The 25,351-nt window shown below is 37.7% G+C and carries 28 protein-coding genes and 1 riboswitch; of the genes, 7 read left to right on the plus strand and 21 right to left on the minus strand.

Annotated elements, in window-relative coordinates; all coding sequences use genetic code 11:
• Positions 1-10: 10 nt before the first annotated feature.
• The 3 genes from BMX63_RS00280 to BMX63_RS00290 all read right to left on the minus strand — a co-directional run bounded on the left by BMX63_RS00280 (position 11) and on the right by BMX63_RS00290 (position 2,479).
• Entirely contained in the window at positions 11-706 is a 696-nt protein-coding gene (locus tag BMX63_RS00280; protein WP_093131605.1) for a 3D domain-containing protein, read from the minus strand.
• A 118-nt stretch (positions 707-824) separates the two neighbouring features.
• On the minus strand, positions 825-1,151 hold the full coding sequence (locus BMX63_RS00285) for a YuiB family protein (RefSeq protein ID WP_281242697.1): 327 nt from the start codon (positions 1,149-1,151) through the stop codon (positions 825-827).
• 107 nt (positions 1,152-1,258) lie between these two features.
• Positions 1,259-2,479, minus strand: coding sequence for an NAD(P)/FAD-dependent oxidoreductase (locus BMX63_RS00290; protein ID WP_093130806.1), 1,221 nt, complete (start codon positions 2,477-2,479; stop codon positions 1,259-1,261).
• 378 nt (positions 2,480-2,857) lie between these two features.
• Between BMX63_RS00290 and BMX63_RS00295 the strand changes: the two genes are divergently transcribed.
• Positions 2,858-3,847: an NAD(P)/FAD-dependent oxidoreductase gene (locus BMX63_RS00295; protein WP_093130808.1), complete on the plus strand. Its 990-nt coding sequence runs from the start codon at positions 2,858-2,860 to the stop codon at positions 3,845-3,847.
• Between the two features lie 455 nt (positions 3,848-4,302).
• Here the strand turns inward: BMX63_RS00295 and BMX63_RS00300 are convergent, their stop codons facing one another.
• From BMX63_RS00300 to BMX63_RS00315, 4 genes are all read right to left on the minus strand, one after another.
• Positions 4,303-5,532 (minus strand): dicarboxylate/amino acid:cation symporter, encoded by a 1,230-nt coding sequence (locus BMX63_RS00300; protein ID WP_093130810.1) that lies wholly within the window; start codon positions 5,530-5,532, stop codon positions 4,303-4,305.
• A gap of 521 nt (positions 5,533-6,053) precedes the next feature.
• A complete protein-coding gene (locus BMX63_RS00305) occupies positions 6,054-6,410 on the minus strand; it encodes a HesB/IscA family protein (RefSeq protein WP_093130812.1) in 357 nt (118 codons plus the stop codon).
• Between the two features lie 95 nt (positions 6,411-6,505).
• Positions 6,506-7,366: a diaminopimelate epimerase gene (gene dapF / locus BMX63_RS00310; RefSeq protein ID WP_093130814.1), complete on the minus strand. Its 861-nt coding sequence runs from the start codon at positions 7,364-7,366 to the stop codon at positions 6,506-6,508.
• A 44-nt stretch (positions 7,367-7,410) separates the two neighbouring features.
• Entirely contained in the window at positions 7,411-7,737 is a 327-nt protein-coding gene (locus BMX63_RS00315) for a YuzD family protein (protein ID WP_093130816.1), read from the minus strand.
• 167 nt (positions 7,738-7,904) lie between these two features.
• On the opposite strand from BMX63_RS00315, the gene BMX63_RS00320 reads away from it, so the two are divergent.
• Positions 7,905-8,126 (plus strand): NifU family protein, encoded by a 222-nt coding sequence (locus tag BMX63_RS00320; protein WP_044163291.1) that lies wholly within the window; start codon positions 7,905-7,907, stop codon positions 8,124-8,126.
• 52 nt (positions 8,127-8,178) lie between these two features.
• Here BMX63_RS00320 and thrB read toward each other — a convergent pair whose 3' ends face one another.
• The 4 genes from thrB to BMX63_RS00340 form a co-directional block, all read right to left on the minus strand.
• Positions 8,179-9,084, minus strand: coding sequence for a homoserine kinase (gene thrB, locus BMX63_RS00325; protein WP_093130818.1), 906 nt, complete (start codon positions 9,082-9,084; stop codon positions 8,179-8,181).
• A complete protein-coding gene (thrC, locus tag BMX63_RS00330) occupies positions 9,081-10,145 on the minus strand; it encodes a threonine synthase (protein ID WP_093130820.1) in 1,065 nt (354 codons plus the stop codon). Before thrC ends, thrB begins: the two co-directional genes overlap by 4 nt.
• A gap of 464 nt (positions 10,146-10,609) precedes the next feature.
• Positions 10,610-11,575 (minus strand): 2-hydroxyacid dehydrogenase, encoded by a 966-nt coding sequence (locus BMX63_RS00335; RefSeq protein ID WP_093130822.1) that lies wholly within the window; start codon positions 11,573-11,575, stop codon positions 10,610-10,612.
• A 30-nt stretch (positions 11,576-11,605) separates the two neighbouring features.
• Positions 11,606-12,607 (minus strand): protein kinase family protein, encoded by a 1,002-nt coding sequence (locus tag BMX63_RS00340; RefSeq protein WP_093130824.1) that lies wholly within the window; start codon positions 12,605-12,607, stop codon positions 11,606-11,608.
• A 120-nt stretch (positions 12,608-12,727) separates the two neighbouring features.
• Here BMX63_RS00340 and BMX63_RS00345 point away from each other — a divergent pair, with 120 nt between their 5' ends.
• The gene (locus tag BMX63_RS00345) at positions 12,728-13,237 is read left to right on the plus strand and encodes a phosphatidylglycerophosphatase A family protein (protein WP_177167106.1); all 510 of its coding nucleotides are present in this window, start codon (positions 12,728-12,730) and stop codon (positions 13,235-13,237) included.
• A 231-nt stretch (positions 13,238-13,468) separates the two neighbouring features.
• Here the strand turns inward: BMX63_RS00345 and BMX63_RS00355 are convergent, their stop codons facing one another.
• Both BMX63_RS00355 and hepT read right to left on the minus strand, forming a co-directional pair.
• Positions 13,469-14,239 (minus strand): TIGR01457 family HAD-type hydrolase, encoded by a 771-nt coding sequence (locus tag BMX63_RS00355; protein ID WP_093130828.1) that lies wholly within the window; start codon positions 14,237-14,239, stop codon positions 13,469-13,471.
• A 13-nt stretch (positions 14,240-14,252) separates the two neighbouring features.
• On the minus strand, positions 14,253-14,711 hold the full coding sequence (gene hepT, locus BMX63_RS00360; protein WP_093130830.1) for a type VII toxin-antitoxin system HepT family RNase toxin: 459 nt from the start codon (positions 14,709-14,711) through the stop codon (positions 14,253-14,255).
• A 157-nt stretch (positions 14,712-14,868) separates the two neighbouring features.
• Between hepT and BMX63_RS00365 the strand changes: the two genes are divergently transcribed.
• Complete coding sequence (locus BMX63_RS00365) at positions 14,869-15,138, plus strand: DUF3055 domain-containing protein (protein WP_093130832.1); 270 nt, start codon at positions 14,869-14,871, stop codon at positions 15,136-15,138.
• Between the two features lie 56 nt (positions 15,139-15,194).
• Positions 15,195-15,458, plus strand: a complete 264-nt coding sequence (locus tag BMX63_RS00370) for a hypothetical protein (RefSeq protein ID WP_093130834.1) — start codon at positions 15,195-15,197, stop codon at positions 15,456-15,458.
• A gap of 153 nt (positions 15,459-15,611) precedes the next feature.
• On the opposite strand, the gene BMX63_RS00375 is transcribed toward BMX63_RS00370, so the two are convergent.
• The gene (locus BMX63_RS00375) at positions 15,612-15,887 is read right to left on the minus strand and encodes a YutD family protein (RefSeq protein ID WP_093130836.1); all 276 of its coding nucleotides are present in this window, start codon (positions 15,885-15,887) and stop codon (positions 15,612-15,614) included.
• A 153-nt stretch (positions 15,888-16,040) separates the two neighbouring features.
• Here BMX63_RS00375 and BMX63_RS00380 point away from each other — a divergent pair, with 153 nt between their 5' ends.
• Both BMX63_RS00380 and BMX63_RS00385 read left to right on the plus strand, forming a co-directional pair.
• Positions 16,041-16,622, plus strand: a complete 582-nt coding sequence (locus BMX63_RS00380; protein WP_093130838.1) for a YhcN/YlaJ family sporulation lipoprotein — start codon at positions 16,041-16,043, stop codon at positions 16,620-16,622.
• 135 nt (positions 16,623-16,757) lie between these two features.
• On the plus strand, positions 16,758-17,732 hold the full coding sequence (locus BMX63_RS00385; protein WP_093130840.1) for a M23 family metallopeptidase: 975 nt from the start codon (positions 16,758-16,760) through the stop codon (positions 17,730-17,732).
• Positions 17,733-17,905: 173 nt separating this feature from the next.
• Here BMX63_RS00385 and BMX63_RS17650 read toward each other — a convergent pair whose 3' ends face one another.
• The 7 genes from BMX63_RS17650 to BMX63_RS00415 all read right to left on the minus strand — a co-directional run bounded on the left by BMX63_RS17650 (position 17,906) and on the right by BMX63_RS00415 (position 25,187).
• Positions 17,906-18,016, minus strand: a complete 111-nt coding sequence (locus BMX63_RS17650; protein WP_143060098.1) for a MetS family NSS transporter small subunit — start codon at positions 18,014-18,016, stop codon at positions 17,906-17,908.
• Positions 18,016-19,551, minus strand: coding sequence for a sodium-dependent transporter (locus BMX63_RS00390; protein ID WP_093130843.1), 1,536 nt, complete (start codon positions 19,549-19,551; stop codon positions 18,016-18,018). The genes BMX63_RS17650 and BMX63_RS00390 overlap by 1 nt, the downstream gene beginning before the upstream one ends.
• Positions 19,552-19,740: 189 nt before the next feature.
• The gene (locus tag BMX63_RS00395; protein ID WP_093130845.1) at positions 19,741-21,282 is read right to left on the minus strand and encodes a Na+/H+ antiporter NhaC family protein; all 1,542 of its coding nucleotides are present in this window, start codon (positions 21,280-21,282) and stop codon (positions 19,741-19,743) included.
• Positions 21,283-21,395: 113 nt separating this feature from the next.
• Positions 21,396-21,579: riboswitch (Lysine riboswitch) on the minus strand.
• 62 nt (positions 21,580-21,641) lie between these two features.
• Positions 21,642-22,436 carry a sporulation protein YunB gene (gene yunB, locus BMX63_RS00400; protein ID WP_177167107.1) on the minus strand — a complete coding sequence of 265 codons (795 nt, stop codon included), beginning with the start codon at positions 22,434-22,436 and terminating at the stop codon, positions 21,642-21,644.
• 131 nt (positions 22,437-22,567) lie between these two features.
• On the minus strand, positions 22,568-22,870 hold the full coding sequence (locus BMX63_RS00405; protein ID WP_093131613.1) for a YunC family protein: 303 nt from the start codon (positions 22,868-22,870) through the stop codon (positions 22,568-22,570).
• A gap of 55 nt (positions 22,871-22,925) precedes the next feature.
• Entirely contained in the window at positions 22,926-24,308 is a 1,383-nt protein-coding gene (locus BMX63_RS00410; protein WP_093130849.1) for a bifunctional metallophosphatase/5'-nucleotidase, read from the minus strand.
• 69 nt (positions 24,309-24,377) lie between these two features.
• On the minus strand, positions 24,378-25,187 hold the full coding sequence (locus tag BMX63_RS00415) for a sulfite exporter TauE/SafE family protein (protein ID WP_245732658.1): 810 nt from the start codon (positions 25,185-25,187) through the stop codon (positions 24,378-24,380).
• Positions 25,188-25,351: the final 164 nt, after the last annotated feature.

Below are 25,351 nucleotides of genomic sequence, written 5' to 3' on the forward strand. Positions count from 1 at the left end.
CAGGCCATTTTTAATTTTTTTGTATTTTTTCCCGAAAGACTTGTAGAGCTTCATTTTCATTCAACTTGTTAAGGGCTTTAGTGGTAAGGGATCCATCGCCTTTTTTAATAACGTATACTTCCACTTTTTTCTTACCCCATTTTTTATATACATCATTAACCGTTTCAAAATATAAATCCAGTTTGTTCCCTTCAATTGCTTCTCCTTTATCTGCCACTACACCATATCCATAGCCAGGGATAAAAAGAATTGTTCCAATAGGAAACTTATCTAAATCTGCTGCAATCGTCGAATATAAATCCCTGCGTACTTTTACACCAGAATAAGTAACACCATACAATTCGTGACCAGGATTTTTACCAGTTGATTCAACTCCTGCTGTATATCCTGTAGCAGTAACCGTTTCCGTTGGATATTTCGAAAAATCAATCGCATCACTAATACGATCAGGAGCATTTACTTTTTGACTGGAAATATATCGTTCACTTGGGCGTATTTTATTTATATCTTTTTTTTCTAGTTCAACTGTTGAAGAGTCATGTTTAATATCATCCATACTACCAGATACTACTTTGGTTTCCCCATTATTTTGGAACCATACTTTTAAATCTTCTGCAGATAGATTAGCAACGTTCATATACGTTGTAAATAAAGCACTCAACAGAAGTATCCCCGTAATCGTTCCTCTAATAATCTTCCTTTTCATGATAACACCTCTCTCAGATGTCATCATGTCCACTTCTCATTATTTTATACTAAAACAGCAAAACATTTATTCGTAAAAAACTCCGCTAAATCATTCTTAGCGAAGTTCTGTTCAGTGATTAAAACATTTGATACCCACGAGATCTGAGCGTCCTGATTACAATCCCCGAAACGATTGTACCAGCAAAGCCCATCGTTAAAATGACAATATCCATCATCTTTAATTGGATTAAATTTGATCCCAATTGCTTTATTGCCCAGCCTGTATTGGAGAAATAGTTTCCAAATTTGAAATCATCTACAATAAGCAAAACAATAAAGGGATAGATAAAGGCCATTACCCACGTTTTTCTTAACAGCATATTTAAAATAAAAGCAACGCCAAAAAATAACACAAAAAACAGTAGCGAGCCTATAATTAAATGCAGAATATTAAACTCACTCAATGTGTCCTCCCCCTCTATTCCTAACGCATTATGTACAGTATAAAGATACCACAAAAAAATAGCAAAGGTATCTAAAAGCCTTTGCTATATCACCTAATGAGTATGCTTTAATGGAAAAACTTAAACTTTCCTTTTTTCAATAACAGACCCATTCCGCCTAATTTTAAAAGGTAACGGTTATCAATGACTTTCTTCATCACAGATGCTGTCCAGCCATAAAGTTTTTTGTCTCCAAACACGACTCCTATTGCATCACGTTGTCCTAGTGATGCAACCGTTCCTCGATTATTAAATTCAAAGGATTCGAGTTCACTTCCATCGCGAACGAGTTCCTTAAGGTTGTGAGCAATCACTTCTGCCTCTTGCATAGCAATTTGTGCAGTTGGTGGATATGGACGACCTGTTTCTTCATTCATAATAAGCGCACAATCTCCAACAACAAATACATTATCATAGTCAGGTGCACGCATATCATCACGTACTTCAACTTTTCCACGATTTACTTCAAATCCGGATTCTTGTACGATGGAATTTGCTTTAACGCCTGCTGCCCATATAAAGTTCTTCGTTTTAATTTCTTCTTCCTGGCCATCTTTTTCAACAATAATTCCGTCTTCAGTAGCTTCTTTTACCGGTGTTCCAATTAGGAACTCGACTCCTTTTGCTTCAAGACGATTCATTGCATACTCTACAAGCTCTTCATCAAAACCTGCTAAAGCGGTAGGACCAGCCTCAACGGTTATAATACGCACTTTTTCCCGAGGTATATCATATTCTTTACATAATTCCGGAACACGGTTTGCAAGCTCACCAACAAACTCTATACCAGTGAAACCAGCTCCACCTACAGCAATCGTAATTAAGTCATCACGTTCTCCTGGCTCATTATTATAGCGTGAAAAATTATATTCAATATGTTCACGAATTAAACGGGCATTATTAATATTACTAATCATTAATGCATTCTCTTCTAATCCTTTAATACCAAACGTTGCTGTCTCGAATCCTAGTCCAATCACTAGATAATCGTATTCTAATTCGCCATTTTCCAATTGCACTTTTTGAGCTTTTGGATCAATGGATTGTACGGTATCTTGGACAAAATTGACTTTGTTAAAATCAACGACATCTTTGATTTGGATTCTTGTTTGGTCATGATGCAATGTACCAGCGGAGTTCTCATGCAACCAGGTTGTTTGATAGTGGTAGTCATGCTTATTTACTAGAGTGATATCCACTTCATTTGTACCTACCATCTTTTGAAATTTAACGGTTGTCATCATTCCGCCATATCCGGCACCTAAAATCACAACTTTAGGGTTCTTCATTTTATCACTTCCATTTGCTAATTTTGTTTTACTATATACACACCATTAGTCTTATACATACGCTTGTGACATAATTCACTTATGTAAGTATAAATATGAAGACAGAAGCGTTGTCACAAAGGTATTATAAAAATTTTCCCATGACAATAATAGAACTTTTTCATTTTATTTTCAACCTTTTTCTAGTTCAATTTTCGTGTTGAAATTCTTCTGATTTTTCAGATTCAGTATAGGATCATTTTTTAGTCATAGGGACATGTGAAAGGAATTCATTCCACCAATATGCTACAATAATGATGGAAACTCAAAATGTAATAAACTTATCCTGCATAGGTTTATAGTAATACACTTGAATTTTTGAAATAGGGGGAAATCTAGATGTCAGATCAAGTTTATGATATAACCATAATTGGCGCTGGCCCTGTGGGCTTATTCACTGCGTTTTACGGGGGAATGCGCCAGGCGAGCGTAAAAATCATTGAAAGTTTACCTCATGTTGGAGGACAGCTTTCTGCTTTATATCCGGAAAAATACATATATGATGTTGCGGGATTCCCGAAAGTTCGTGCCCAAAAGTTAGTTGATGACCTTCTGGAGCAGGCAAATCAGTTTGACCCTGAAATTGTCCTTGAACAATCTGTTGAAGCAGTAGGACAATTGGAGGATGGTACGATCAAACTAGTTACCAACAAAGAAGTCCATTATACAAAAACCATCATCATAACAGCAGGAAATGGTGCCTTCCAGCCTCGCCGGTTAAAAATTGAGGATAGCGAAAAATTTGAAGAAACGAACCTTCATTATCACGTACCTAATATGGACGCCTTTAAGGACAGGGAAGTGATGATTTGTGGAGGAGGGGATTCTGCTGTGGATTGGGCATTAATGTTAGAAAACATTGCCAAAAAAGTTACACTTGTTCATCGCAGAGATAAGTTCCGCGCCCATGAACATAGTGTAGAAAAACTCATGAACTCTTCAGTAGAAATTAAAACACCCTATGCGCCGGATGAATTAATTGGTAATGATAAAATTGAAAAGGTTATTCTTCAAAAGGCAAAATCAGAAGAAACAGAAACCATTTCAGTTGATGATATGATTATAAACTATGGATTTATATCCTCATTAGGACCGATTAAGGACTGGGAACTTGAAATAGAAAAGAACAGCATTGTGGTTAATTCTAAGATGGAAACGAACATTCCAGGTATTTATGCAGCAGGTGATATTTGTACATATCCTGGTAAAGTAAATCTCATTGCTTCAGGATTCGGCGAAGGCCCAACCGCAGTCAACAATGCCAAACAATACATGGATCCAAAAGCAAAAATCCAGCCAAAACACTCCACAAGCATGTTCCCGCAGTAGGAAGAAAAGCGAAGGCGACTGGATAGGTCTGGTGGTATAAGCAAAAGACATGGAGTGGCAGGGGGTTTAGCCACGGAATGGCTTTTGCTTATGTCCACCACGACCTAGGAGCCGCAGCTGGACAATAGAAAAGCAAAGGCGACTGGTTAGGTCCGACAGCATAAGCAAAATTCACGGAGTGGCATGCTCTTGGCCACGCAGTGGATTTCGCTTATGTCTGCTTGGACCTAGGAGCCGCAGCTGGACAGTGAAAAGCGAAGGCGACTGGTTAGGTCCGACAGTATAAAACAATATCTACAATTTCATATAAAAAGTTAAGAAAACCCCACTCCACATTTTAAATGTGGAGTGGGGTTTTACTGTTCATCAAAAAGCGTTTAGATTTTATTCTGCACGATTCATTAAAATAAATTCTTTAACACTATCCATCAGTCTACAGGAAATAATCGTTTTGATTATGCATTCAAACTGTGTTCAAGTTCCTGATCTTCGGTATGATTCTTTTCCGTACGATCTACAAGAACTGCCCCAGCGGCGTCACCAATTACATTTATAGAGGTACGGAACATATCCAAAATACGATCCACACCTGCAATGAGGGCAATTCCTTCAAGTGGTAAACCGATATTCGTGAGCACAAGAGTAAGCATAATCATCCCCGCTCCTGGTATACCTGCTGTTCCAATAGAGGCCAACGTAGCAATAAGCACAACAGATAATAATTGCGAAACACTTAATTCAATTCCATAAAATTGAGCAATAAAGAGTACTGCAACCCCTTGGTAAATGGCCGTTCCATCCATATTTATCGTAGCACCCAGGGGAAGAACACAGCTACTGGTTTTCTGTGTTACACCTAAATTTTCCTGTGAATTTTTCATGGTTAACGGCAACGTACCAGCACTACTCGCAGAGCTGAAAGCAAATAATCCGGCAGGAGCGATTCCTTTAAAGAAAACCAGCGGGCTGATTTTACCGAATGATTTAACAACTATGGAGTATGTAATCACTGCATGAAGAAGACAGGCAACCAGCACACCTAAAATAACCTTTAATAAAGGAAGAAGGACTCCTATACCATATTCACCTACTACAGGGGCAATCAGGCCAAAAACTCCAATAGGCGCCAGCTGAATGACAATTCCCGTTATTTTGTACATAACCTCCGCAAATCCCTCAAAAAAGCGATAAACCGTTTGCGCTTTTTCACCAACCAAGGAAATTGCTATACCTATAAATAGAGCAAAAAAGATAATCTGAAGGGTCTCTCCCTCAACTAGGGCCTGGAATGGGTTTTGAGGAATAATATTTAATAGTGTCTCAATTACATTCTGTTCTTCAGCAACCGGCTCTTCTCCAATAGATTCTGTAGGTATATCAACTCCCGATCCGGGCTGAAAAGCGAAACCAATGCCTAATCCTATAGTGATAGCAATGGCCGAGGTGACAAGGTAGTATAAAATCGTCTTTCCACCCATACGTCCCAGTTTCTTAATATTTCCTGTACCTGCTACACCAACTACTAGTGTAGACAAAATCAAAGGAACAATAATGAATTGAATCATTCGCAGGAATAGATCTCCTAGAGGTTGAACAACCTCAATACTTGGGCCAACGATTGCGCCTAAAACAATCGCAATGACAAACGCTACTAAAATTTGTGTTAACAAACCCGGTCTTTTCATAAAAAACAAACTCCTCTCCAATTTAATGGTATGAAAACACCTCCAAAACCTGATGTCAGAGAAGCTTTCAATGGTTACAAATTAATGGATATCCTATACTTAACCATACTTAGGAAAAGTTATCTTCGTCAAGCTTATTGTTAAAACATCAGACATTTATCACCACCATTTCCATCCCTGGCATATTCTTGTTTCGATTGCTCTTGCCCCTTTCTAAAAAATATTTTGAACATACGTAAATTATTCGGGAAGGGGTTGTCCGTTCCTTTTGTCATTATCCTATATAGTAACGTCTTTTAAAAGTTTCGATAAATCCTGTACATTTTTTACTGTACGTTTTAATCGAATTCTGTTTCCTGCCTCACGTTCCTCACCCTGCCCGATGTAAATATGCACCAAAACTCATGCTGGGTGCTGGAGCAAACGTTGCTATTCCGCAATTTTTAATCACAGAAACTCCTGAACCAAAAAAATCTGCCTAAATGCATATTGCATTTAGACAGACTTTTCAATAGCATGTATTAGCATTTTTCAGGTGATCCGGCTTTTGTTTTCGTTTTAAATGAAGAACCACATCCGCATGATACGATGGCATTTGGATTATCAATGGTAAATCCTCCACCCATCATATTCTGTTTAAAGTCAATGGTTGTTCCTTCAATAATGGGAATATCCTCTTTGCGAATCGCAACCGCAATTCCATTTATATCCATTTTTTCATCTTCATCGGTAATATCATAATCGAAGCCCAGCGCATAGGATAACCCACTACAGCCTCCACCTTTTACACCAAAGCGTAGATTTACTTTTTCCTGATCTTCTTGCTTCATCATTTCATGAATCTGTAATTTTGCATTTTCCGTGATGGTTAAAGTCATTCACTAAAACCTCCTTTTCTTGTCAGTATATTAACATGTTTACTTCTTTACTTCAATTTTTTGGTTTTCTCTATCATAAAATAAATATAAGAAGATTAGTGTTGAGACCAGTAATATTCTCCATTAGCTATCGTTTCAGCTGGTCCTCTCATCCATACGTGTCCATCACTAGCCCACTTAATCCATAAGTCTCCCCCTGTCAAATGAACACAAATTTCTTCATCTTTACGACTGTACCCATTAAGAATAGACGCCACGACTGAAGCACAGGCTCCTGAACCACAGGCTTGAGTGACACCAGATCCTCTTTCCCACACGCGAAAGTTAATTTCATTTGGATTGATCACTTCAATAAACTCGCAATTAACTCCCTCGGGGAATCGATTATCGGTTGATATGATCGATCCTAATTCATATAGTGGGCTTTTTTGAATGTCATCAACAAAAAAGACAGCATGGGGATTTCCCATAGATACAGCGGTAAGGCTTAGACTTTCTGCACCTAATTCAAAGGGCTCTGATATAACCTTCTCCTGTTCAGCTCCAATCATCGGAATGTTACTTCTATTAAGTACTGGAATCCCCATATCAACGGTAATCGAGTTTACTTCCCCATCACTTAACTCTACATAGGCCTCAACAATTCCTGCTTTTGTTTCAATGGTAAAATGAGTTGTATGAACGAATTGTTTCTCGTAAACATACTTAGCTACACATCTTAGACCATTTCCACAGGTTTTTCCTTCTGATCCATCTTTATTAAAAATTCGCATACCTATTTCAGCATTTTCTGATGGAGTAATTAGAATCAGCCCATCTGATCCAACGCCTGTATGAATATCGGATACATCCCTTGCAATCATAGGTATATCCTTTTCACTCAATGTTTCCTGAAACATATCAATATAAATGTAATTATTCCCTAGTCCATGCATTTTGGTGAATTCTATCTTCACAACACCCACTCCATCCTTACGTTAAACTAAAAGTTATTCTTATATTACATTTCTGGTTGCAGTCCTTTTTCTTCCAGTATAGAATAAATGGTTTTTAAACGGGGATTCCCTTCTCCAGCAATTTCATCATCGACTATTACTAATGGATAAAAGAATTCCTCTTCTACCACACGCCCTGCCAGCTCTTGTATTTTTTTATTTTCCGGAGGTGAAAATATATCGACATAAGAATACTTAATATTAGCGTTACCAAATTTACGAGAAATCGCAGCCTGAAGCCACTCATACGTATCCTTTGATCCTGGTGCATTTACACAGCTCGCGCAAATCTGATCGGCACCATATACCGTAACTTTAATTGGCTCTTCCATGAATGGTCCCCTCCCATAATCCATGCTATTTTTATTTTACAAAATACGCAAGAAAAGTTAAAATGATAATAATTCTCAAGTAAATAAATATTCTTCATCACATGAATAGATTTTTTTAGGTAAACGTTTTATAATAAAGATAAGAGTACGAAAGGAGAAGATGGTTGATGTTTGAAGAAGTAAATGAAGTAATTGGCAAACTCCGTCCATTCTTACTTCGCGACGGCGGGGATGTGGAACTTGTCGATGTGGAAGATGGAATTGTACGTCTACGTTTAATGGGAGCATGTGGTAGCTGCCCAAGTTCAACCATTACCTTAAAAGCTGGTATTGAACGTGCCTTAACAGCAGAAGTACCAGGAATTCGTGAAGTTGAACAAGTATTCTAAAGCGTAAACATCATAAACATAAACTAAAGCTGGTGCTAATAATTGCACCAGCCTATTTTTTTTCAACCATAACTCCTTGATCTTCAACCTTTAATATTCTCCATTCAAAATCAGGATAGACTCGATTCCATTCTTGTTCCCTATTTGCAGGCAACCCTCTCTCGCAGATACTCATCATCGTTGGACCTGCACCACTTAGAAAAGTTCCATAAGCCCCTTCATTTTTCATATATTCCGTCATTTCATGGTAATGAGGAATAAATTTTTTCCGGTAGTTTTGATGAAATAAGTCCTTTTCCATCACTTTTCCCAGTAATGCATAATCCTCCTGAAAAATGGCAGCTGTACAAACATTACCAATAGCACTTCCTTGAATCCCCTGCATAAACGGAAGTTCTTCCGGTAGTATTTCGCGGGCCATCTTCGTTCTTAATTCAAACGAAGGAATCATCGCAACAAAATCAACTTTCTCCATCCCTGTTTTTCCTATATAGTACAGATTTTCTTCATTATAGTAGGCGACAACACATCCACCTGCAATAGAAGGAGTAACGTTGTCCGGATGCCCTTCCAATTCAGAAGCGATGAGCATTTTATCCTTTAGCGATAAATCCAGATTCAGGATCTGATTAGCCAATTCAATACCAGCAACCGTAATAGCTCCACTGCTCCCCAGTCCCCGGGCAATCGGAATCTCACTGTCCACTTCCACTCGGTAAGGGGGCAATTGATCATAGCCGAACTTTTGTGCCGCAAATCGGGCACATTCATATAATAAATTGTCCTTTCCGGTTGGCAAGTGCTGATCTGAGCTATTTTTTTGCACGAACAACCATTCATCACTTTCTTCACAATGGACGGTTAAATAAAGATTTAACGCAACACCAATGGAATCAAAACCTGGCCCTATATTTGACGTACTTCCGGGTACTCTGATTTCAAATTGTTTTTTATTCATGATGTCACACGCTTTCTGATATTTTCGTAAATAACATCGGGGTCATTCGGCAATACGTTAGGCTCAAATTGATTGGTTTCAACTGCTGTATCAGGATCCTTTAAGCCATTTCCTGTTAACACACATGTTATCGTAGACCCTGGTTCAATACGTCCTTTGTTATAAGCCTTAAATAAACCAGCTATTGAAGCACAGGAAGCAGGTTCCGCAAATATCCCTTCATTTTTGGCTAACCAATGGTAAGCCTCTACAATTTCATCATCTGAAACCTCATCAATCCTACCGCCTGATTCCTGATAGGCATTGACTGCCATATTCCAGCTTGCTGGGTTACCAATTCGAATAGCTGTAGCAATGGTCTCTGGGTTTTCAATTACCTGATTACGTACGATAGCTGCTGCACCGCTGGACTCAAACCCCATCATTTGAGGCAGAGCATAGTCATATTTTTCATTGAATTCCTTAAATCCTTTCCAATAAGCTGATATATTGCCTGCATTACCAACTGGTATACATAAATAGTCTGGTGCTTTGCCCAATTGTTCACACACTTCAAAAGCAGCTGTCTTTTGACCTTCGATTCGGTAAGGATTAATCGAGTTTACCAGGGTAATAGGTTCCATTTCACTCACTTTTCGGACAATGTTCAGGGCCTCATCAAAGTTACCTTCAATGGAAACAATCTCAGCGCCATGCATTACCGCCTGAGCCAGCTTTCCTTGAGCAATTTTCCCGTTCGGAATGACAATGATACATTTTAAGCCTACCCTGGCTGCATAGGCTGCCGCCGAAGCCGAAGTATTTCCAGTTGATGCGCAAATCACTGCCCTTGATCCTTCTTCCAATGCTTTAGCAATGGCCAGCACCATTCCACGATCTTTGAATGAGCCAGTTGGATTTAATCCTTCTATTTTTGTATAAACTTTTGCATTCAGCTGTTTTGACAAACGATTAAGCTTTACTAAAGGTGTGTTTCCTTCATGAAGTGTATAGACTGGTGTATCTGTTCCAATAGGTAATAATGCTTTATATTCCTGTAGTAGACCTTTCCATATAGCCATTTTTATTCCCCCCTAATCCTGATGCATACATTTCAAAAATACATTTGTATATATATGATAGACATTATAACGTGAATGGAACAATGTATCAATAAGAAAAGTGTGAATTTTTTAAATATCAGCGTTTTCATTATCCAGGAAAACTTAAAGTAAGAAATGAAAGAGGAAATGATATATAAGAAGCATTGTTAATTAAGGCGTTTTTCGCATCGTTTGTTCCTTTGTCCTGTCGCAGGTGAAAAACAATACGCTTTGCACGATTGAGCGGTAAGTCTTCTCCGCATACGCCTGTGGCTGGAGAGGAAATCAACATCTTTGTTTAACAGACCAAACTTTTAAAAACAACAATCTTAATAATGAGGAAAAAACAGAAGAGAATGTGCCTTTAAAACATTTTAGGAATGAAGGAGGGTAAGAGCTGCTTATTTTATAAGCAAGCTCCTTTTCCTAATAAAAGATTCCCCTTACAGAATAGGGGTTATCGGTTTGTTCCCTTTCAATACCTGGTTGATATTATGTAAACATAACGTAATCATCTTTGACCGTGTTTCATACGTAGCCGATCCAATATGAGGTAAAGCCGTTACATTTTCTAATTGTAACAGGGGATGATGTTCATCAATCGGTTCATTCTGAAAAACATCCAGGCCTGCCGCTTGAATGTCTTTCTTTTTTAAGGCATTATATAAGTCTTCTTCATTAACAACACCACCTCTGGAAGTATTAATAAAGATGGCCGATGATTTCATTTTCTTAAATTCTTCCGCCTGAAACATATTTTCAGTGTCCTCTGTTAAAGGCGTCATACAAACAACAAAATCGGATGTTGTAATAAGCTCATCAAAGGATGAGTATAGCGCTCCTATTTCCTGCTCTACTTTCTCTTTACGACTACGGTTATGATATAAAATCTTCATGTCAAAACCACGTGCCCGTCTTGCAATTGCTTCACCTATTCGGCCCATTCCTACGATTCCTATTGTCTTATGATGAATATCTGCACCTGCAAGTAGAAACGGGGCCCAGTTTGTCCACTTTCCATCTTTAATAAATTGTTCTGCCTCCACTATTCTTCTTGCCGTCGCCATAAGAAGAGCAAACGTTAAGTCTGCTGTTGTTTCACTTAATACATCTGGTGTATTCGTCACAACAATCCCTTTTTCTTTGGCATATTCAACATCGATATTGTCATAGCCCACTGCTAAATTCGCAATCACTTTCAGATTTTTTGCCTGATCAAGGGCTTCACGATCCACTCGTTCTGTTAAAGTAGTAAATAAGGCATCTGCTTTTTGGACATGCTTAAGAAAAACGTCACGATCCACAACCTGAGTCTCTTCATGCCACATTTCTACGTTCCAATCGTTTTGATAAGGCTCAAAAAACTCATTAGGTATTTTTCTGGATACATATATTGTTGGCTTCATCATCATAACCTCCCTATCCTAATCCTAGCACATTCATCGGTTATTAAAAATCCAATCCATGACCTCCAAATCCATTCCTAAGCTTCTTTCCATTTCCTGAGCAGCAAACTGAAGTCCTTCCTCATAGTGATATTGATTGGCTAATCGCTTTTGGAATTCCTCATAATCGTCTTGTGTAATTTTTTCTTTTGTTAAAACTTTCTCTGTATAATCAATAAAATGAATGGGAAACGCTAATCTGGAAAATAATAGCCTCCACCCAAAAACACTAATGGGGCGCTTATTCTGATAAACATCTAACATATTAGAAATAATGGGAAAACCCTTGGCCCCTTTTTCCATTATGTAGTAACGCATCATCTCTGATAAATCACGGGATGGATGGTCATGAATGATGCGATTAGGAAAGATTACCTCTTGATGAGGAAAAGGAGAAATCCTTTCAAAGGTAAAAACAGGCTGATCATATTGATTATAAAGATTCTCCTGTTCACTTTCCTGGAGAAACTGTATAGCATTTTCTCCCATTCCTATAAAGTAAAAACAACTTTCCAGCCATAAACGTTCCCAATCCGTAATATAGGGCTTTTCTATAATCATGTTCCGAATCCATTCCAGCTGATCGATAATTTGTTCCCAATTCGTTTTCCATTGACCATACCGGTTTAAATTAATTGGTGAATACGGAAAGCCATGACCTGCCTGATGAAAGGATGTTAAAAAGGAAATGAATTGTTGGGGATCTTCACTGGATGATGGAACTGATTGAACATGACAGGTATAAATCGATGATTCTTCATTAATAGGTACAATAAATTTTCCTTCATTGGAATACAAAGGCTTTGCTACATGGGTAAAGCCGGATTGATTTAAATAATCTGCAATGACATATTGCTCTGTTATAAAATCTTCATCTATATAATCAGCGGGTATTACAATGGCATATCCATCAGAACCTTTATAAGCTGGAAAACCTAACAACTTGGTTTCATACTGTCCGTAAAATAAAAATTTTTCCTTTAAAAGCTCCCTCATATTCATTCTCCTTTATAAATAACAAATATTTCATGGCTAAAAGTGAACAAATTTTTGTTCTATCTGACTATACTAACTATATGCGATGAAATTTTTATCAATGTGTAAGGTGGGTAAAAAATGAACAAAAAACAGATGAAACCTTTAGAGAAGAAAGCAAGAACCTGGTTGGAAGAAAGAGGAGTGACAATACAGGACATCAGTGAATTGGTCCATTACCTGCAGTCACCTTATCATCAGGAATTAACGAGAGAAGAATGTGAACACCATATTGATCACGTGTTAACCAAGCGGGAAATCCAAAATGCCATCGTAACAGGGATACAATTAGATAAATTAGCAGAGGAAAATAAACTTGAGCAACCCTTACAGGATATTATCGAACGGGATGAAGGTCTATATGGAGTAGATGAAATAATTGCATTCTCCATTATAAATGTGTATGGCTCAATCGGATTCACTAATTATGGTTATATAGACAAACAAAAGCCCGGAATCCTAAAAAAGCTTAATGACAAATCCTCTGGAGAATGTCACACCTTCTTAGACGATATTGTAGGTGCCATTGCAGCTGCAGCGTCCAGTCGCCTCGCCCACACCTACGAGGATGAAGTAAATCTGGATGATTAAAAAGAGTGGAAACGCTCGTTTTGCGTCGTACGGACTAAACGACAACCTGGAAGATAAAGGCAACACGACAAACAGAGTCCAGTCAATCTTTATCTGTCATATAGAGGAAAAGGAAGTCTCACTTTGTGACCGGACACTGAAGGTCCATTGGGCCACTTCTGATGTTTTTTTATACCATAAAAAAGAAGGTCAGTACCCACTATTGGGGATACTGACCTTCAACTCTTTTAGTTACATATAATCTATCCATTCCTTTAGATTATTTACCACATACGTTGGCTGTTGATCAACGTTTTGTAAATCTTCTTTCTTCGTTACGCCTGTTAGGACAAGTAGAGTGTCTAAACCTGCTGTCATGCCCGCCTTAATATCTGTCGGATAATTATCTCCTACCATTAATGTTTCTTCTTTAGCTAGTCCTAATTTAGCTAAAGCCTGTTGCATGATAATGGGTTCTGGTTTCCCTATAAATGTAGGCTTTTGACCAGTCGCCACTTCGAGTACGGCGGTTAACGAACCATTTCCAGGAAGAAAGCCTCTTTCAGTCGGAATTGTGACATCAGCATTAGTCGAAATATATTGTGCGCCTTGATTAAGATTTAAACAGCCCTTCGCCAGTTTTTCATAAGTAATATCCCGATCAATACCTACTACAACAAAATCTGCCCCTTCATCTACAAGCTCTAACTGTTGATCACTTATAGCATCCAAAAGTCCAACTTCCCCAATAGCGTAAACGTTAGCGTTTTGCTTTTTTTGAGCCATAAATGTTGCTGTAGCCATGCTCGTTGTAAAGACTTGATCCGATTCAGCCGGAATATCCATTTCACGCAGTTTTTCTGCTACCTGATCTGGTCGTTTGGACGAATTATTCGTCACAAACAGGTGGGGAATATTTTTTTCATTTAATGCTGCAATAAACTCTTGTGCATAGGGGATTTTTTCCTTACCGAGATACATGGTTCCATCTAAATCAATTAAATATCCTTTATAATTTTTCATATAAATCTCCTTATCATACGTCTGATTGATCATCTGCTTTTCTAGAAAATGCTGTTACTGGCCCCAATTCATTTTCTAAATATGTACGAACTCTATCACTAAATGTGCTTAAAGAAGTCAAATTTTCCCTTATAATTCTTTCCATTTTTTCATGGTCGACGTTTAAATACTCTCTTACCAGTGTTTTTCTTAATTGAAATACTTCTTTATACTGATTCTGTTCTTCAGCTGGCAGAACCTTTTCATCAACTAAAATATCTATAATGTCCTCATAGCTTCCAGGATCACGCATAATAAAACCATCTATCATCATATTCCCAACGTCAATGATAGCCTCTATAACAGTTTGTGTCATACGTTCCAGAGCCATTTTCTCCACAAATGTTTCATACTGATTTTGTTGAAATTGTTGCAGAACACCTTCTACATAGAGTAATGTTCGTTCTATTTTATCCCGATCAACAAAATACATGGTAAACCCCCTCCATATCAATGGTTACCTAAAGATATATTTCCATAACATCTTATCATAAATTTATTTTGATGTTGAATCAGAACTTTTATTTAACTAATCTCTAGAATTTGCTATGATAAGGAACAAAATAGGAAGAAATAAGGAGTGTTCGAACATGCCGGAGGAAAGATTTTTTTTATATGATGAAAAAGAACAGGCAGATATACGCTATGTAAGTTTTATGGGACAGGATAGCCGCTATGATTTAGCCATTATAACAACTGATCGGTACTATGGAAAAAAACTCATCATGGACCTTCTGGGAAGTCGATTTGCTATTATTGGCGAAGATGATTTGAAAGAGGAAGGATATTTAGAGCATGCCTTCAATCTGAGTGAAATTGAAGCAGAGGAATTAAGGGAGTTTTTATTTGAAGTCATTTAGCTCCTAATGAAATCTTCCTTCATTGGCCATAATAAGATGGCAAAGGAGGTTTTTTAGTGAGCTATAAACGGCGTGAACGTGAAAAAGTTGACTATCAGGATTTTTCCAATGCTGAAGTTCAGAGAGAATATGCGGTACCCGAAGAATTACCGGATGGTCCTTATGGATCAGCGATAAATAAGCATACAAAAGTTGAAAATAAGGATGCCGTAAAAGGACAACGGCACTACACCCCTTTTAACTACGAAAATAAACACTTACATGAAGATTTACCAAGACAATTCCCAAATGCACATCCAACTCATGATGAAGAAGACTAATTAGAGAAAATAAAAACACCTGTTGACAGTTCATTGGACTGATTGCAGACTCATGCGCTAAAGCCTTAAAAATGACTCCATGCTAAGTATATAAGGGAATAGCTGCAACTTATATGTGACAAACGAAAACCCGTTGGAATTTTACCAACGGGTTTATACATCCTGCTTTTTCATCACAAAATATGCACACCCAAAATTACAATACTCATACAAATAGTCCTCTAAAGTAGAAATTTTAGTATCAAAGGAGGCTTTTGGATTTTGATCATCGTAAAAGCCTCTCATTCTCAGTTGCCCATAACCCCAATCGCCAACGATAAAATCATATTTTGCTAAAATATCACTAAATCTTTCCTTTACTGTATCCTCGTGAAAGCCGTCTCTATAATTATCTAGAACCTCGTATAATTTTCCGTGAAATTCTAACATCTTTATCACCTACTTATAGTGTATCATATTTTCCATTTTGCAGGAGAACATAATTTTTAGCATGAAGATATTTTTTTGATACAAGCTAAAAATAAGATCTAAGATAAATGACTTGGCTTAAGACCAGTAATTTTTATACAGGAGGTTTTATATATGAAAAAGGCTATTTTGCATAGTTGCTTAACTATTGCTTTACTTATTATTGCAGGTTGTGGTCAGCAGCAGGGTGCAGATAATGGGACATTGAAAGGAAAAACACCTGATAATATGAATACGCGAACCTCAGAAAAACAGCAGGATACCCAATACGGATATGTCCGTTATAACGAAAAACAGCTGGATATGAACAGAGAGGAAAATTTCGAGCCTAAAATAGACCGAGAGCAAATGGCGAATATGATAACCAAAACATTGCTTAAAATGCCATCGGTTGAAGAAGCAGCAACTTTAATTACAGATAATCATACTTTTATTGCCTATACGCCTTCTGAAGAGTCCGAAGATACTGGGAATACTACTGATCAAGTAAAAAAGACCGTCATGTCCTTCTTACCTCGATGGTACAATATTTATATTTCTACGGAATCACGGACATACGATGAGCTGCAAAGTTTAAGTAACAATACAACAACCGAGGATGGGACGAACCGGGCTGTTCAACGATTGATTGACTTAATTAAAGAAGAGGATCCAGAGGGTGGTATTCACGAAACCGAAAATCAAATAACAGATTAATCCTCAAAATGGTAAATAAGTACCCTTGTCATTGTAATCGGACAGGGGACTTCTTTTGGGATAATAATACCAATTATGTTTTCCTTTAACTATCAAACAATAGACATATGATTTGATATTATTTGGGGTGAAAGTATGAAAATCGTGCTTAAATGTTTTGCTCTCATAGGAGCTCTGGTGATTCTTCCACATATATCCTTCGCAGAAAGTGATGAATTAACTGATGAAGAAATAAAAAATATGCGCATGGCTCTCTATCAGAAAGCAGAGGCAATCTCACAGATCCCCTGGTACTATTATGCTGCAATTGATCAATATGAGCGAAATATTCATGATGAGTATGCGTCAAACACTGGGATTATAGGTATTACTTTTCCTAAAGAAATGTGGAACGGTATAACCAATCCAAACCTTAATGATAAGCAGCATCAAACAAGCACCGGCCTATTTAATGGAAAGGGTGCAGATGGTGATGGTGATAACATTACCGACAGAACGAATGATGAAGATATCATTCAAGCGATGGTAAACTGGATGACCCAACAAGGTCTATCAAAACAGGATTTAAAAATTGCCCTTTGGAAATATTTTAAACGTGAATTATCCGTACAGACCATTATGAATATGGCTAAGGTATACAAGGCCTTTCAGACACTTGAACTCGAAAATAATGCCTTTCCATTACCTAAAGGTTATAATTACAGTTATCGAAATACGTGGGGAGATCCTCGTGGTTTTGGCGGAAGACGAATTCATGAAGGTACAGATATTTTCGCTAATTATGGAGTCCCAGTACGTTCCACCTCTTATGGTGTAGTCGAATTAAAAGGCTGGAATCGGTATGGAGGATGGCGTATAGGTATTCGGGATATACACAACATTTATCATTATTATGCCCACTTAAATGGTTATGAAAAAGATATAAAGGTAGGAAAGGTTGTAAAACCAGGAGATGTTATTGGTTATGTGGGAGCTACAGGCTATGGGCCAAAAGGTACATCCGGCAAATTTCCGCCTCATCTGCACTACGGAATGTACAAAGACAATGGAGAAACCGAATACTCCTTCGATCCCTATCCTTATTTAAGGAGAGCGGAGGCGAATCATTAGCCTCGAATGTATTAGGAAGTCCCACGAAGTGACATGACTTTTGTCACGAAGTGGGATTTTCTTATGACAGCAAGGGACTGAAAGCCGCTAGTTTGCCAATAGAAGAGGCAGAGGCTACTGCTTACATGACATAAAAATGCTGCCCCACTTTAAGTGGGACAGCTAAAATTACGTTATTCTCCTTTTGATTTGGCAGCCTTTTTTGCATGAAACACACTCCAGAGCAGGCCGCCCCAAATAATTACTCCTCCAATAACGAACATTGTAATGGCGCTTGCTGTCATTATTGCGCCACCTCCTTGTCATCTGTTGTGCTTACTGATGATTCACGTTTATAATCCAGATCATGATTAGGCCATCTCTTGAGGCTGATAACAGCTCCGAGCATCATTGCCCCTAATGCGACAATCCAGCCAAAGTTAAACAGGAATTCAATTGGATAGCCTTCATATGGGTCTTCAACAACTTCATTACGGATATTTTGTAACATCATAGAGCCTAATACGATTGGAGTAATAACTCCAAGGCAGAAACGCCACCATCCGCCAAGCTGAATATCTGACACTGAATTAGCATGATTTTGCAGGTCCTTAAGTCCTCTTGCAAACCATGCAACTGCAACAACTTCAAATAGTCCAGCCAAAGCTATACCATAGTTATTAATAAAGTAGTCCACAGTATCAAGTAAAACGAGACCTCCCTGACTTGCATATGCAATCGAAATTACAGCTGCAAGACCGCCACCTACAAGTACTGAAGCGGTTCTGGAAACATTGAACTTTTCCTGAATCCCTGCAACATACGTTTCAGAAATGGAAATAAGTGATGACAACCCGGCTAACGTTAAGGAAATAAAGAATAAGAAGCCAAATAAACCTGACATCACCGGCATTTCGTTAACAATTTGCGGGAATACGGAAAACGCCAGCATAACTCCGTCTTGAACCACTTCCGTAAATTCTTGCCCGGTTGACTGGGCCATAAAACCTAAAGCACCAAATACACCAATACCAGCTAATAATTCAAAGGATGAATTTCCAAAACCAGTAATAAATGCGTTATTGGTGATATCTGATTTTTTGTGTAGATATGAAGAATAAGTAATCATAATAGCGAAACCAATGGATAAACTAAAGAAGATTTGTCCATATGCAGCTACCCATACTGATCCATTCATAATCTCACTCCAGTTTGGCTGGAAGAATTCATTTAATCCTTGAGCCGCTCCTGGAAGGGTTACAGCACGAATAACAATAATTAAGAATAAGACGGCCAGTAGAGGAATAAAGATTTTATTTGCAAGCTCAATCCCTTTCTTAACCCCAGCAAGAAGAATACCTAAAACAAACAGCCAAATAATAACAAGTGGGATTAAGATGGTTGGAACTAAACCTCCAAATGCTCCTGGATCAGTCATTTGTAGGAAATCTCCCATAAAGAATGCTGTGGTATCGTCTCCCCACGCTTGCCCAAAAGAATAATAAGAATACATAATTGCCCAGGCAATAATGGCTCCGTAATAAGTAGAGATAACGAAAGATACTAACACCTGCCACCATCCAATCCATTCAAAACCTTTACTTACGCGTCCAAGTGACCTTGGGGCAGATCCACGATACTTATGACCTATCGTATATTCCATGATAAGTAGTGGTATACCAGCCGTTAAGAGTGCGAATAAGTACGGAATAAAAAATGCGCCTCCCCCATTTTCATAAGCTGTTGCGGGAAAACGCCAGATGTTACCAAGTCCAATGGCTGAACCCATTGCGGCTAACAGGAACCCTAATCTTGTTCCCCACTGTGAACGATTTTCCATTGATAGAACCTCCTTTGTATAAATAATTACCTTTTGTCAGATAATTTTAACTTGTCTGTATTATACAATAAATAGTCCTAGTGTCAATGGATTATTTTTAAGTATTGCGATTTTAGTGTCGATTTTTCTAAAAAAATGACGAATATCATACAAAAAAAGAGCAAAACCGAAGCTTTGCTCCTTAATATATTATTGAACTATCCGTTTTAGTACCAATACAATGAATAATAATAAAAGTATAGAGGCAAATAAGGAAATCCATACATACCCTGTGAAACCTAAAATAAGATATCCAACTACTGTTACTAAAGCTGCAATAATGGCATAAGGAATTTGAGTAATAACATGATCAATATGATGTGAGCCTGCTCCAGTCGATGATAAAATCGTTGTGTCAGATATAGGTGAACAATGATCCCCAAACACAGAACCTGCTAATACAGCTGCAAGTGCTGGTAAAAACATCTCAACATCAGTCGTAACAGCAATCTGCCCTGCAATTGGAAGCATAATACCAAATGTTCCCCAGGAAGAACCTGTAGCAAAGGCCATAAATCCACAAACTAAGAAAATAATTAATGGTAAATAGGATAAACTTAACTGGGATTCTTGTACAACCTGTGCCAAATACTTACCTGTCTGGAGATTTTCAATTATCGTACCAATCATCCAGGCCAAAATTAAAATATAAATGGCTGGCAGCATGGATTTTGTACCTTCAGCAAAAACTTTTAGTGATGGTGACTTGGGCTCTCTCTGAAATATATAAAATAAAAATGCAATTAACACAGCAAGCAGTCCACCACAGAATAAGGATAAATTCACATTTGTATTTTCAAAAATCGTTAGTAATGTAGCTCCTGCTTCACTACTTTGTATCCCGGTAGTAATCATGGCTGTAACGGTACCAAGAACTAAAACAACAATTGGTACTAAGAGATGAGAAATACGTCCCGACTGAACTTCCTTAAATTGATCCTTTAAATCTCCTGGAATATCCGTTCGACTTGGATCGACTAATTCCCCGGTTTCTTCAGCACGCTTCTCATGTTTTTTCATAGCTCCAAAATCAAGTTTAAAAACAGTAACGAAGAAAACAGAAACGATAGCCACAATCGCATAAATGTTCATTGGAATCATGTGAATAAAAGAACCAAGTGCTTGAAAATTCGTTAACTCATGATCTGTAATAATGATTCCAATGGTTCCAATAATATAAGCTCCCCAGCTTGATACAGGTGATAAAACAGCCATAGGAGCAGATGTTGAATCAATTAAATAAGCAAGCTTAGCACGGGAAACCTTATGACGGTCTGTAAGTGGACGGGAAACTTGTCCAACAGCAAGACTATTAAAATAATCATCAATAAAAATGATAATTCCTAAAATAGACGGCAAAAATTGTGCACCTTTTTTCGTCTTCACTTTTGTACTCGCCCATGCCCCAAATGCCCTTGTTCCACCTGATGCTGTCATAAATGCAGTCATCATACCAAGAAAGATTAAAAACAATAGTAAATAAAGATTCCCTATATTAAGGGTACTGTCATCAATAAAAATTCCATAAAACGAATTCCAAACGGCCTTAATGGAATCAGGAACATTAAATTGATGAATAAAGAGTGCTCCAACAATGATTCCTGCTCCTAAAGACAGCAGAACCTTTCTTGTTAGTAACACTAAAACAATCATAATAAGTGGTGGAATTAATGAATAAATCGTACCTGTCATGGTGTGTTCTCTCCCTTCAATTGATAGGATTGATGAAGGAAGCTTACTGAGCATAAAAAAGGGGTAATGATTAGCAACCAATCATTACCCTGTAATAATATGTTGTCCTAATCACGATCAGTAGCGCTTCATGCAATCCGCTTTCTTTTGCATGACAGTGTAATTCCTATTCAGAAATACACCAGCGAAAATTTGGTGACCCTCATTTTCACTTCGGCAGTATTTCCCTTTCCCCAATGATCATTGTTTGTCATCCTCACATTGAGTACTGATGAAAACTGCACCTCTACCTCATCGTACTGATAAGGTTAAAGTCATTATCCACTTTTACATCTATAAATTTTATCATGACCTTAGGACTATTGCAAGGAGTCGTATGGAACGGTAACATCCGGACTGCTGCCTTCACCTCCACTTCCTCCACCATAAAATTGAGGGACGTCTCCATGAATGACACGTCTGTCTACTAATACTTTTTGGGTAAGTTTAGCTGTGTCTGTTGAAAAAGGTACTACAATACGGACTGAAACCCGCAACTCTACATATAAACTTAGAATAGCACCATTTATACCTAATGGTTCTGATTCGTCAACAATATCCGATTGAACATCACCTAAAATCATAAAATGTACAGGAATTCTTGGCCCTAAGTTAGCAAGAATGGTATTGTTTGTTGCTTGCCCAAGTGGAATTTCAGCAATGGCTGGATGCTCATCAATGTTGTCCGTATTCAAACTATCTTCTCCCTCCTGCTGGGCTTCCACATCTAGTGACTGCTCTGGGGTTACTTCTCCATTCTCCACCTTTTTCAAAAAGTTTTGTACTCTAATTGTAGTGTTTCGATGTACTTCATTTACTAATTCTGAATTCCAGCCAGCTCCTACAATATTTCCTTCGTCATCTTTCTGATATTCCACTAAATTTTCATTTTCTAATTCATCTGCTGTCCTTTTGTCTACAGCTTCATTGATGGCCCATCTGGCAACTTGTCTCGTTTTCGTTTCTGCAATATCCATTAGTGTTGGTTCAATTCCCTTGTCAATAATCCACAAACTAAAAAAAACAGTAGAAAAAAATACAATTAACGTTAAAATAAAAACTTGACCCACACGAGGCGGTCCAGTTCTACGGTGCTTGTTAATTTTCCTTTTCACGAAAAAACCCCCTCTGAAAAAATATATATGCACAATCTTCAGAGGGATTGACCACAAGTTTTAAAAAAACCATGTTGCCTGATTATATCGTATTTCTATAAAGCAATTCCTTAGGTTTTCTATAAAACAAATTATAAACGTAACAAAGCTTCTTTTGCGTTCATACCTTCTTCCCAGCCATACTTCTCTTTAGAAGCAATCGTTACCTTTTCAAGAGGTGCTTCTAGTAGCTGATTAATCGTCTTTACACCAAGAGCTCTTCCTGCAACTATTTCTCTTTCGTATAATCGATCACTTAACAAATCAACATCCAGCGCGCCACACATAATGTATCCGACTTCATTTGAAACAACTAATAAATTTGTTTTAGGTAATTTTACTTGAACTGCTGTAAAAGGTTTATCCTGAATCCATAATGGTTCAACGGTTACCAACATGCATCACGCTCCTTTCTGCTACAATGTATGTGAAAGGAGCAATAAGGTGAACCTAATTATTTAATTTTTTTACCGTTTCCCCTAAAAGATCCCGCATGAATTCGGGTAGGTAATATTCTTTATATGAGGCAGATGCTAATGGAGGAAGCAGCTTTCCAAGTGTAAACATATCCGCTGTTGCCACATCATACTCCCTTTTCTTTTCCAGTGGTAAACCATTTATCAACACTTCTTTAATATAAGACTGTTGATCGGCTACTACTTCAATACCTGAAAAAATCATCTCTCCAATGACTTCACCACGAAAACCTAAACCCTTTAATTGGAACTCCTTAAACCTTTTAGTACGTACCATTCGAATCATCTCCATAATCTCTTCACCGGTTATACGTACCTTACATGGATTGATAGGATGAGGACAAATACGGTGAAGATCACCACGAGTTATCTCTCCTTTGGGAATTCCTTCTAGAATAATCCCTGCATTAAGCATCGCAAAATCTGCATGCGTCCAAGCTTTAAGTGTATCTACAAGATGTACCATTAATTCTGTTTCCTGAAACCATTGGATATCATAAGTTTTTTGCATCGAAGCAATGGGTTTCTTTAAAATTTCTGCTGCTTTACAAGAATAGCTTGCAATCATGTTGGCAGTATCAGGATCATCATCCATATCATGAACATCAATCGCAAAGCCTTCCTTTTTCGTTAATCGTCTTTCCTGATGACTCCACACTAAATCTTTTCGCCCTACATATCGACCAAATTTACCTACTGCTCCTAATAACGTATTTTGTATTTTTTTACCATTCTTAAAAAGATGATGGGTATGTCCTCCTACAATCAAATCAATTTCCTGATAGTTCATACTAATATATTCATCTTCATTTAAACCCAAATGGGAAAGGAGCAATATCATATCACACTTTGCACTTAATTCAGGAAGGTATTGATTAAGGGCTTCATAAGGCGATCTTACATACCAGCCTAATTCCTCATAGTAAAGATTAAAGGGAGCTGTTAATCCTAATATCCCTAATTTAATTCCGCTTTCTGTTGTGAGAATCGTATAAGGTTTAAGCCAGTTGGGCACTTTCTGATCTTGTTTATGTAAATTTGCACATACGACATCGAATTGAGCCTGATTATAGAGGTTAAATAAATCCTCAGCAGGCAAAGTAATTCCTTCATTATTTCCAACTGTAACTGCATCAAACTGAGCTTCATTTAGTAAATCTACATTTGCACTTCCTAAGAATGCTTCTGTAATTGGATGGACACGGTCTAAATGATCGCCATTATCCAGGATAAAGTAAGCTTCTCCCCTTCGTTTATGTCGCTTCACTTGTTCCTTTAAATAACGGACAATCTTAGGCCAATGGCCAAAATAACTGTGTAAATCACTTGTAAAATACAAATAAAGTTGTTCTTTCATCCGAGCATTCTCCTAACATTCAAATAAAACCATCTATCATTTTCTCTTGTATGGAAAACACCTAGTTACTTACAGATTCGCATATCCATCCCATATAAGACGAGCACCAATGATTATCATTAATATGCGTAAAATCCACTCAATAGTGCTCCCTCTTAACCGTTGGCTTACAATAGCTCCAGCTGTACCTCCAATCCACGCCCCTGGTATAAAGAACCACACATACTCCCAAACAATATGACCAAGAGATATATGCGCAATAGAACTGACACTGCTGGAAATAAAAATCATAAACATGGACGTAGGTGCAGCAACCTTAGCAGGAAATCCAAATAACAGAATCATAGCTGGTACCATTAGAGAGCCTCCACCAATCCCAAATAAACCTGAGCAAAGCCCTACTGCATAAGAGATTATAAGAGCAGGTGAAATCGGATAACGATAACTGAATGGGACGTTATTTAAGTAAAAAACACGTTTGATACCTTTATTCGTTTTTAACAGAGGATTCATTTCATTCTGCTTAACAAAAAACATGAGAGATATGACAACCATTAAAATCCCAAAGTAAAGCTGGAATGAATCTTCCTGGAGATATCGATTGATGAACACACCTGTTAATGAGCCAGGAATACTTCCCGTTAAAAATAACGCACCACTTTTTAAATCGACACGTTTATATTTAAGATATGTATATGTAGATGAAAAGCCCGTAAATATCATAACTAACAGAGACATGCCTACAACGTTCTGGGGAGTAACCCAGGAAAAGAATGACAACGTTTCTGCAAGCAATAATACACCGGGAACAAAAATAATTCCCCCGCCTAAACCAGCAATACTTCCTATAAAAGACGAGAAAAATCCAATGACTAACATAGCTATATATACCAAATTTCATCCCTGCTTCTATATGTATAATAATATACCTTTATACTGTCCAACTGAATAGCTCAGATACTTCTGCTTCTCTGTTTACAGTTTACACGAAACAAATCCTTAAGGAAAAGAAAAACCCGTTTCGATTAGGTAACCAGAAACGG

This window comes from Salinibacillus kushneri (genome assembly GCF_900111405.1).
In the GTDB taxonomy this organism is placed as follows: domain Bacteria; phylum Bacillota; class Bacilli; order Bacillales; family Alkalibacillaceae; genus Salinibacillus; species Salinibacillus kushneri.

Excerpts from the sequence above, each read along its gene's own strand:
- BMX63_RS00320 (WP_044163291.1), top strand. The coding sequence starts at position 7,905 with ATGTTTGAAGAAGTAAATGAAGTAATTGGCAAACTCCGTCCATTCTTA.
- BMX63_RS00290 (WP_093130806.1), bottom strand. The coding sequence starts at position 2,479 with ATGAAGAACCCTAAAGTTGTGATTTTAGGTGCCGGATATGGCGGAATG.
- BMX63_RS00390 (WP_093130843.1), bottom strand. The coding sequence starts at position 19,551 with ATGGAAAATCGTTCACAGTGGGGAACAAGATTAGGGTTCCTGTTAGCC.
- thrB (WP_093130818.1), bottom strand. The coding sequence starts at position 9,084 with ATGAATAAAAAACAATTTGAAATCAGAGTACCCGGAAGTACGTCAAAT.
- BMX63_RS00380 (WP_093130838.1), top strand. The coding sequence starts at position 16,041 with ATGAAAAAGGCTATTTTGCATAGTTGCTTAACTATTGCTTTACTTATT.
- thrC (WP_093130820.1), bottom strand. The coding sequence starts at position 10,145 with ATGGCTATATGGAAAGGTCTACTACAGGAATATAAAGCATTATTACCT.
- BMX63_RS00395 (WP_093130845.1), bottom strand. The coding sequence starts at position 21,282 with ATGACAGGTACGATTTATTCATTAATTCCACCACTTATTATGATTGTT.
- BMX63_RS00365 (WP_093130832.1), top strand. The coding sequence starts at position 14,869 with ATGCCGGAGGAAAGATTTTTTTTATATGATGAAAAAGAACAGGCAGAT.
- BMX63_RS00385 (WP_093130840.1), top strand. The coding sequence starts at position 16,758 with ATGAAAATCGTGCTTAAATGTTTTGCTCTCATAGGAGCTCTGGTGATT.
- BMX63_RS00300 (WP_093130810.1), bottom strand. The coding sequence starts at position 5,532 with ATGAAAAGACCGGGTTTGTTAACACAAATTTTAGTAGCGTTTGTCATT.
- BMX63_RS00280 (WP_093131605.1), bottom strand. The coding sequence starts at position 706 with ATGAAAAGGAAGATTATTAGAGGAACGATTACGGGGATACTTCTGTTG.
- BMX63_RS00345 (WP_177167106.1), top strand. The coding sequence starts at position 12,728 with ATGAACAAAAAACAGATGAAACCTTTAGAGAAGAAAGCAAGAACCTGG.
- BMX63_RS00375 (WP_093130836.1), bottom strand. The coding sequence starts at position 15,887 with ATGTTAGAATTTCACGGAAAATTATACGAGGTTCTAGATAATTATAGA.
- BMX63_RS17650 (WP_143060098.1), bottom strand. The coding sequence starts at position 18,016 with ATGACAGCAAGCGCCATTACAATGTTCGTTATTGGAGGAGTAATTATT.
- hepT (WP_093130830.1), bottom strand. The coding sequence starts at position 14,711 with ATGTATTTTGTTGATCGGGATAAAATAGAACGAACATTACTCTATGTA.
- BMX63_RS00315 (WP_093130816.1), bottom strand. The coding sequence starts at position 7,737 with ATGGAAGAGCCAATTAAAGTTACGGTATATGGTGCCGATCAGATTTGC.
- BMX63_RS00295 (WP_093130808.1), top strand. The coding sequence starts at position 2,858 with ATGTCAGATCAAGTTTATGATATAACCATAATTGGCGCTGGCCCTGTG.
- BMX63_RS00415 (WP_245732658.1), bottom strand. The coding sequence starts at position 25,187 with ATGTTAGTCATTGGATTTTTCTCGTCTTTTATAGGAAGTATTGCTGGT.
- BMX63_RS00305 (WP_093130812.1), bottom strand. The coding sequence starts at position 6,410 with ATGACTTTAACCATCACGGAAAATGCAAAATTACAGATTCATGAAATG.
- BMX63_RS00340 (WP_093130824.1), bottom strand. The coding sequence starts at position 12,607 with ATGAGGGAGCTTTTAAAGGAAAAATTTTTATTTTACGGACAGTATGAA.
- BMX63_RS00335 (WP_093130822.1), bottom strand. The coding sequence starts at position 11,575 with ATGATGAAGCCAACAATATATGTATCCAGAAAAATACCTAATGAGTTT.
- BMX63_RS00410 (WP_093130849.1), bottom strand. The coding sequence starts at position 24,308 with ATGAAAGAACAACTTTATTTGTATTTTACAAGTGATTTACACAGTTAT.
- BMX63_RS00355 (WP_093130828.1), bottom strand. The coding sequence starts at position 14,239 with ATGAAAAATTATAAAGGATATTTAATTGATTTAGATGGAACCATGTAT.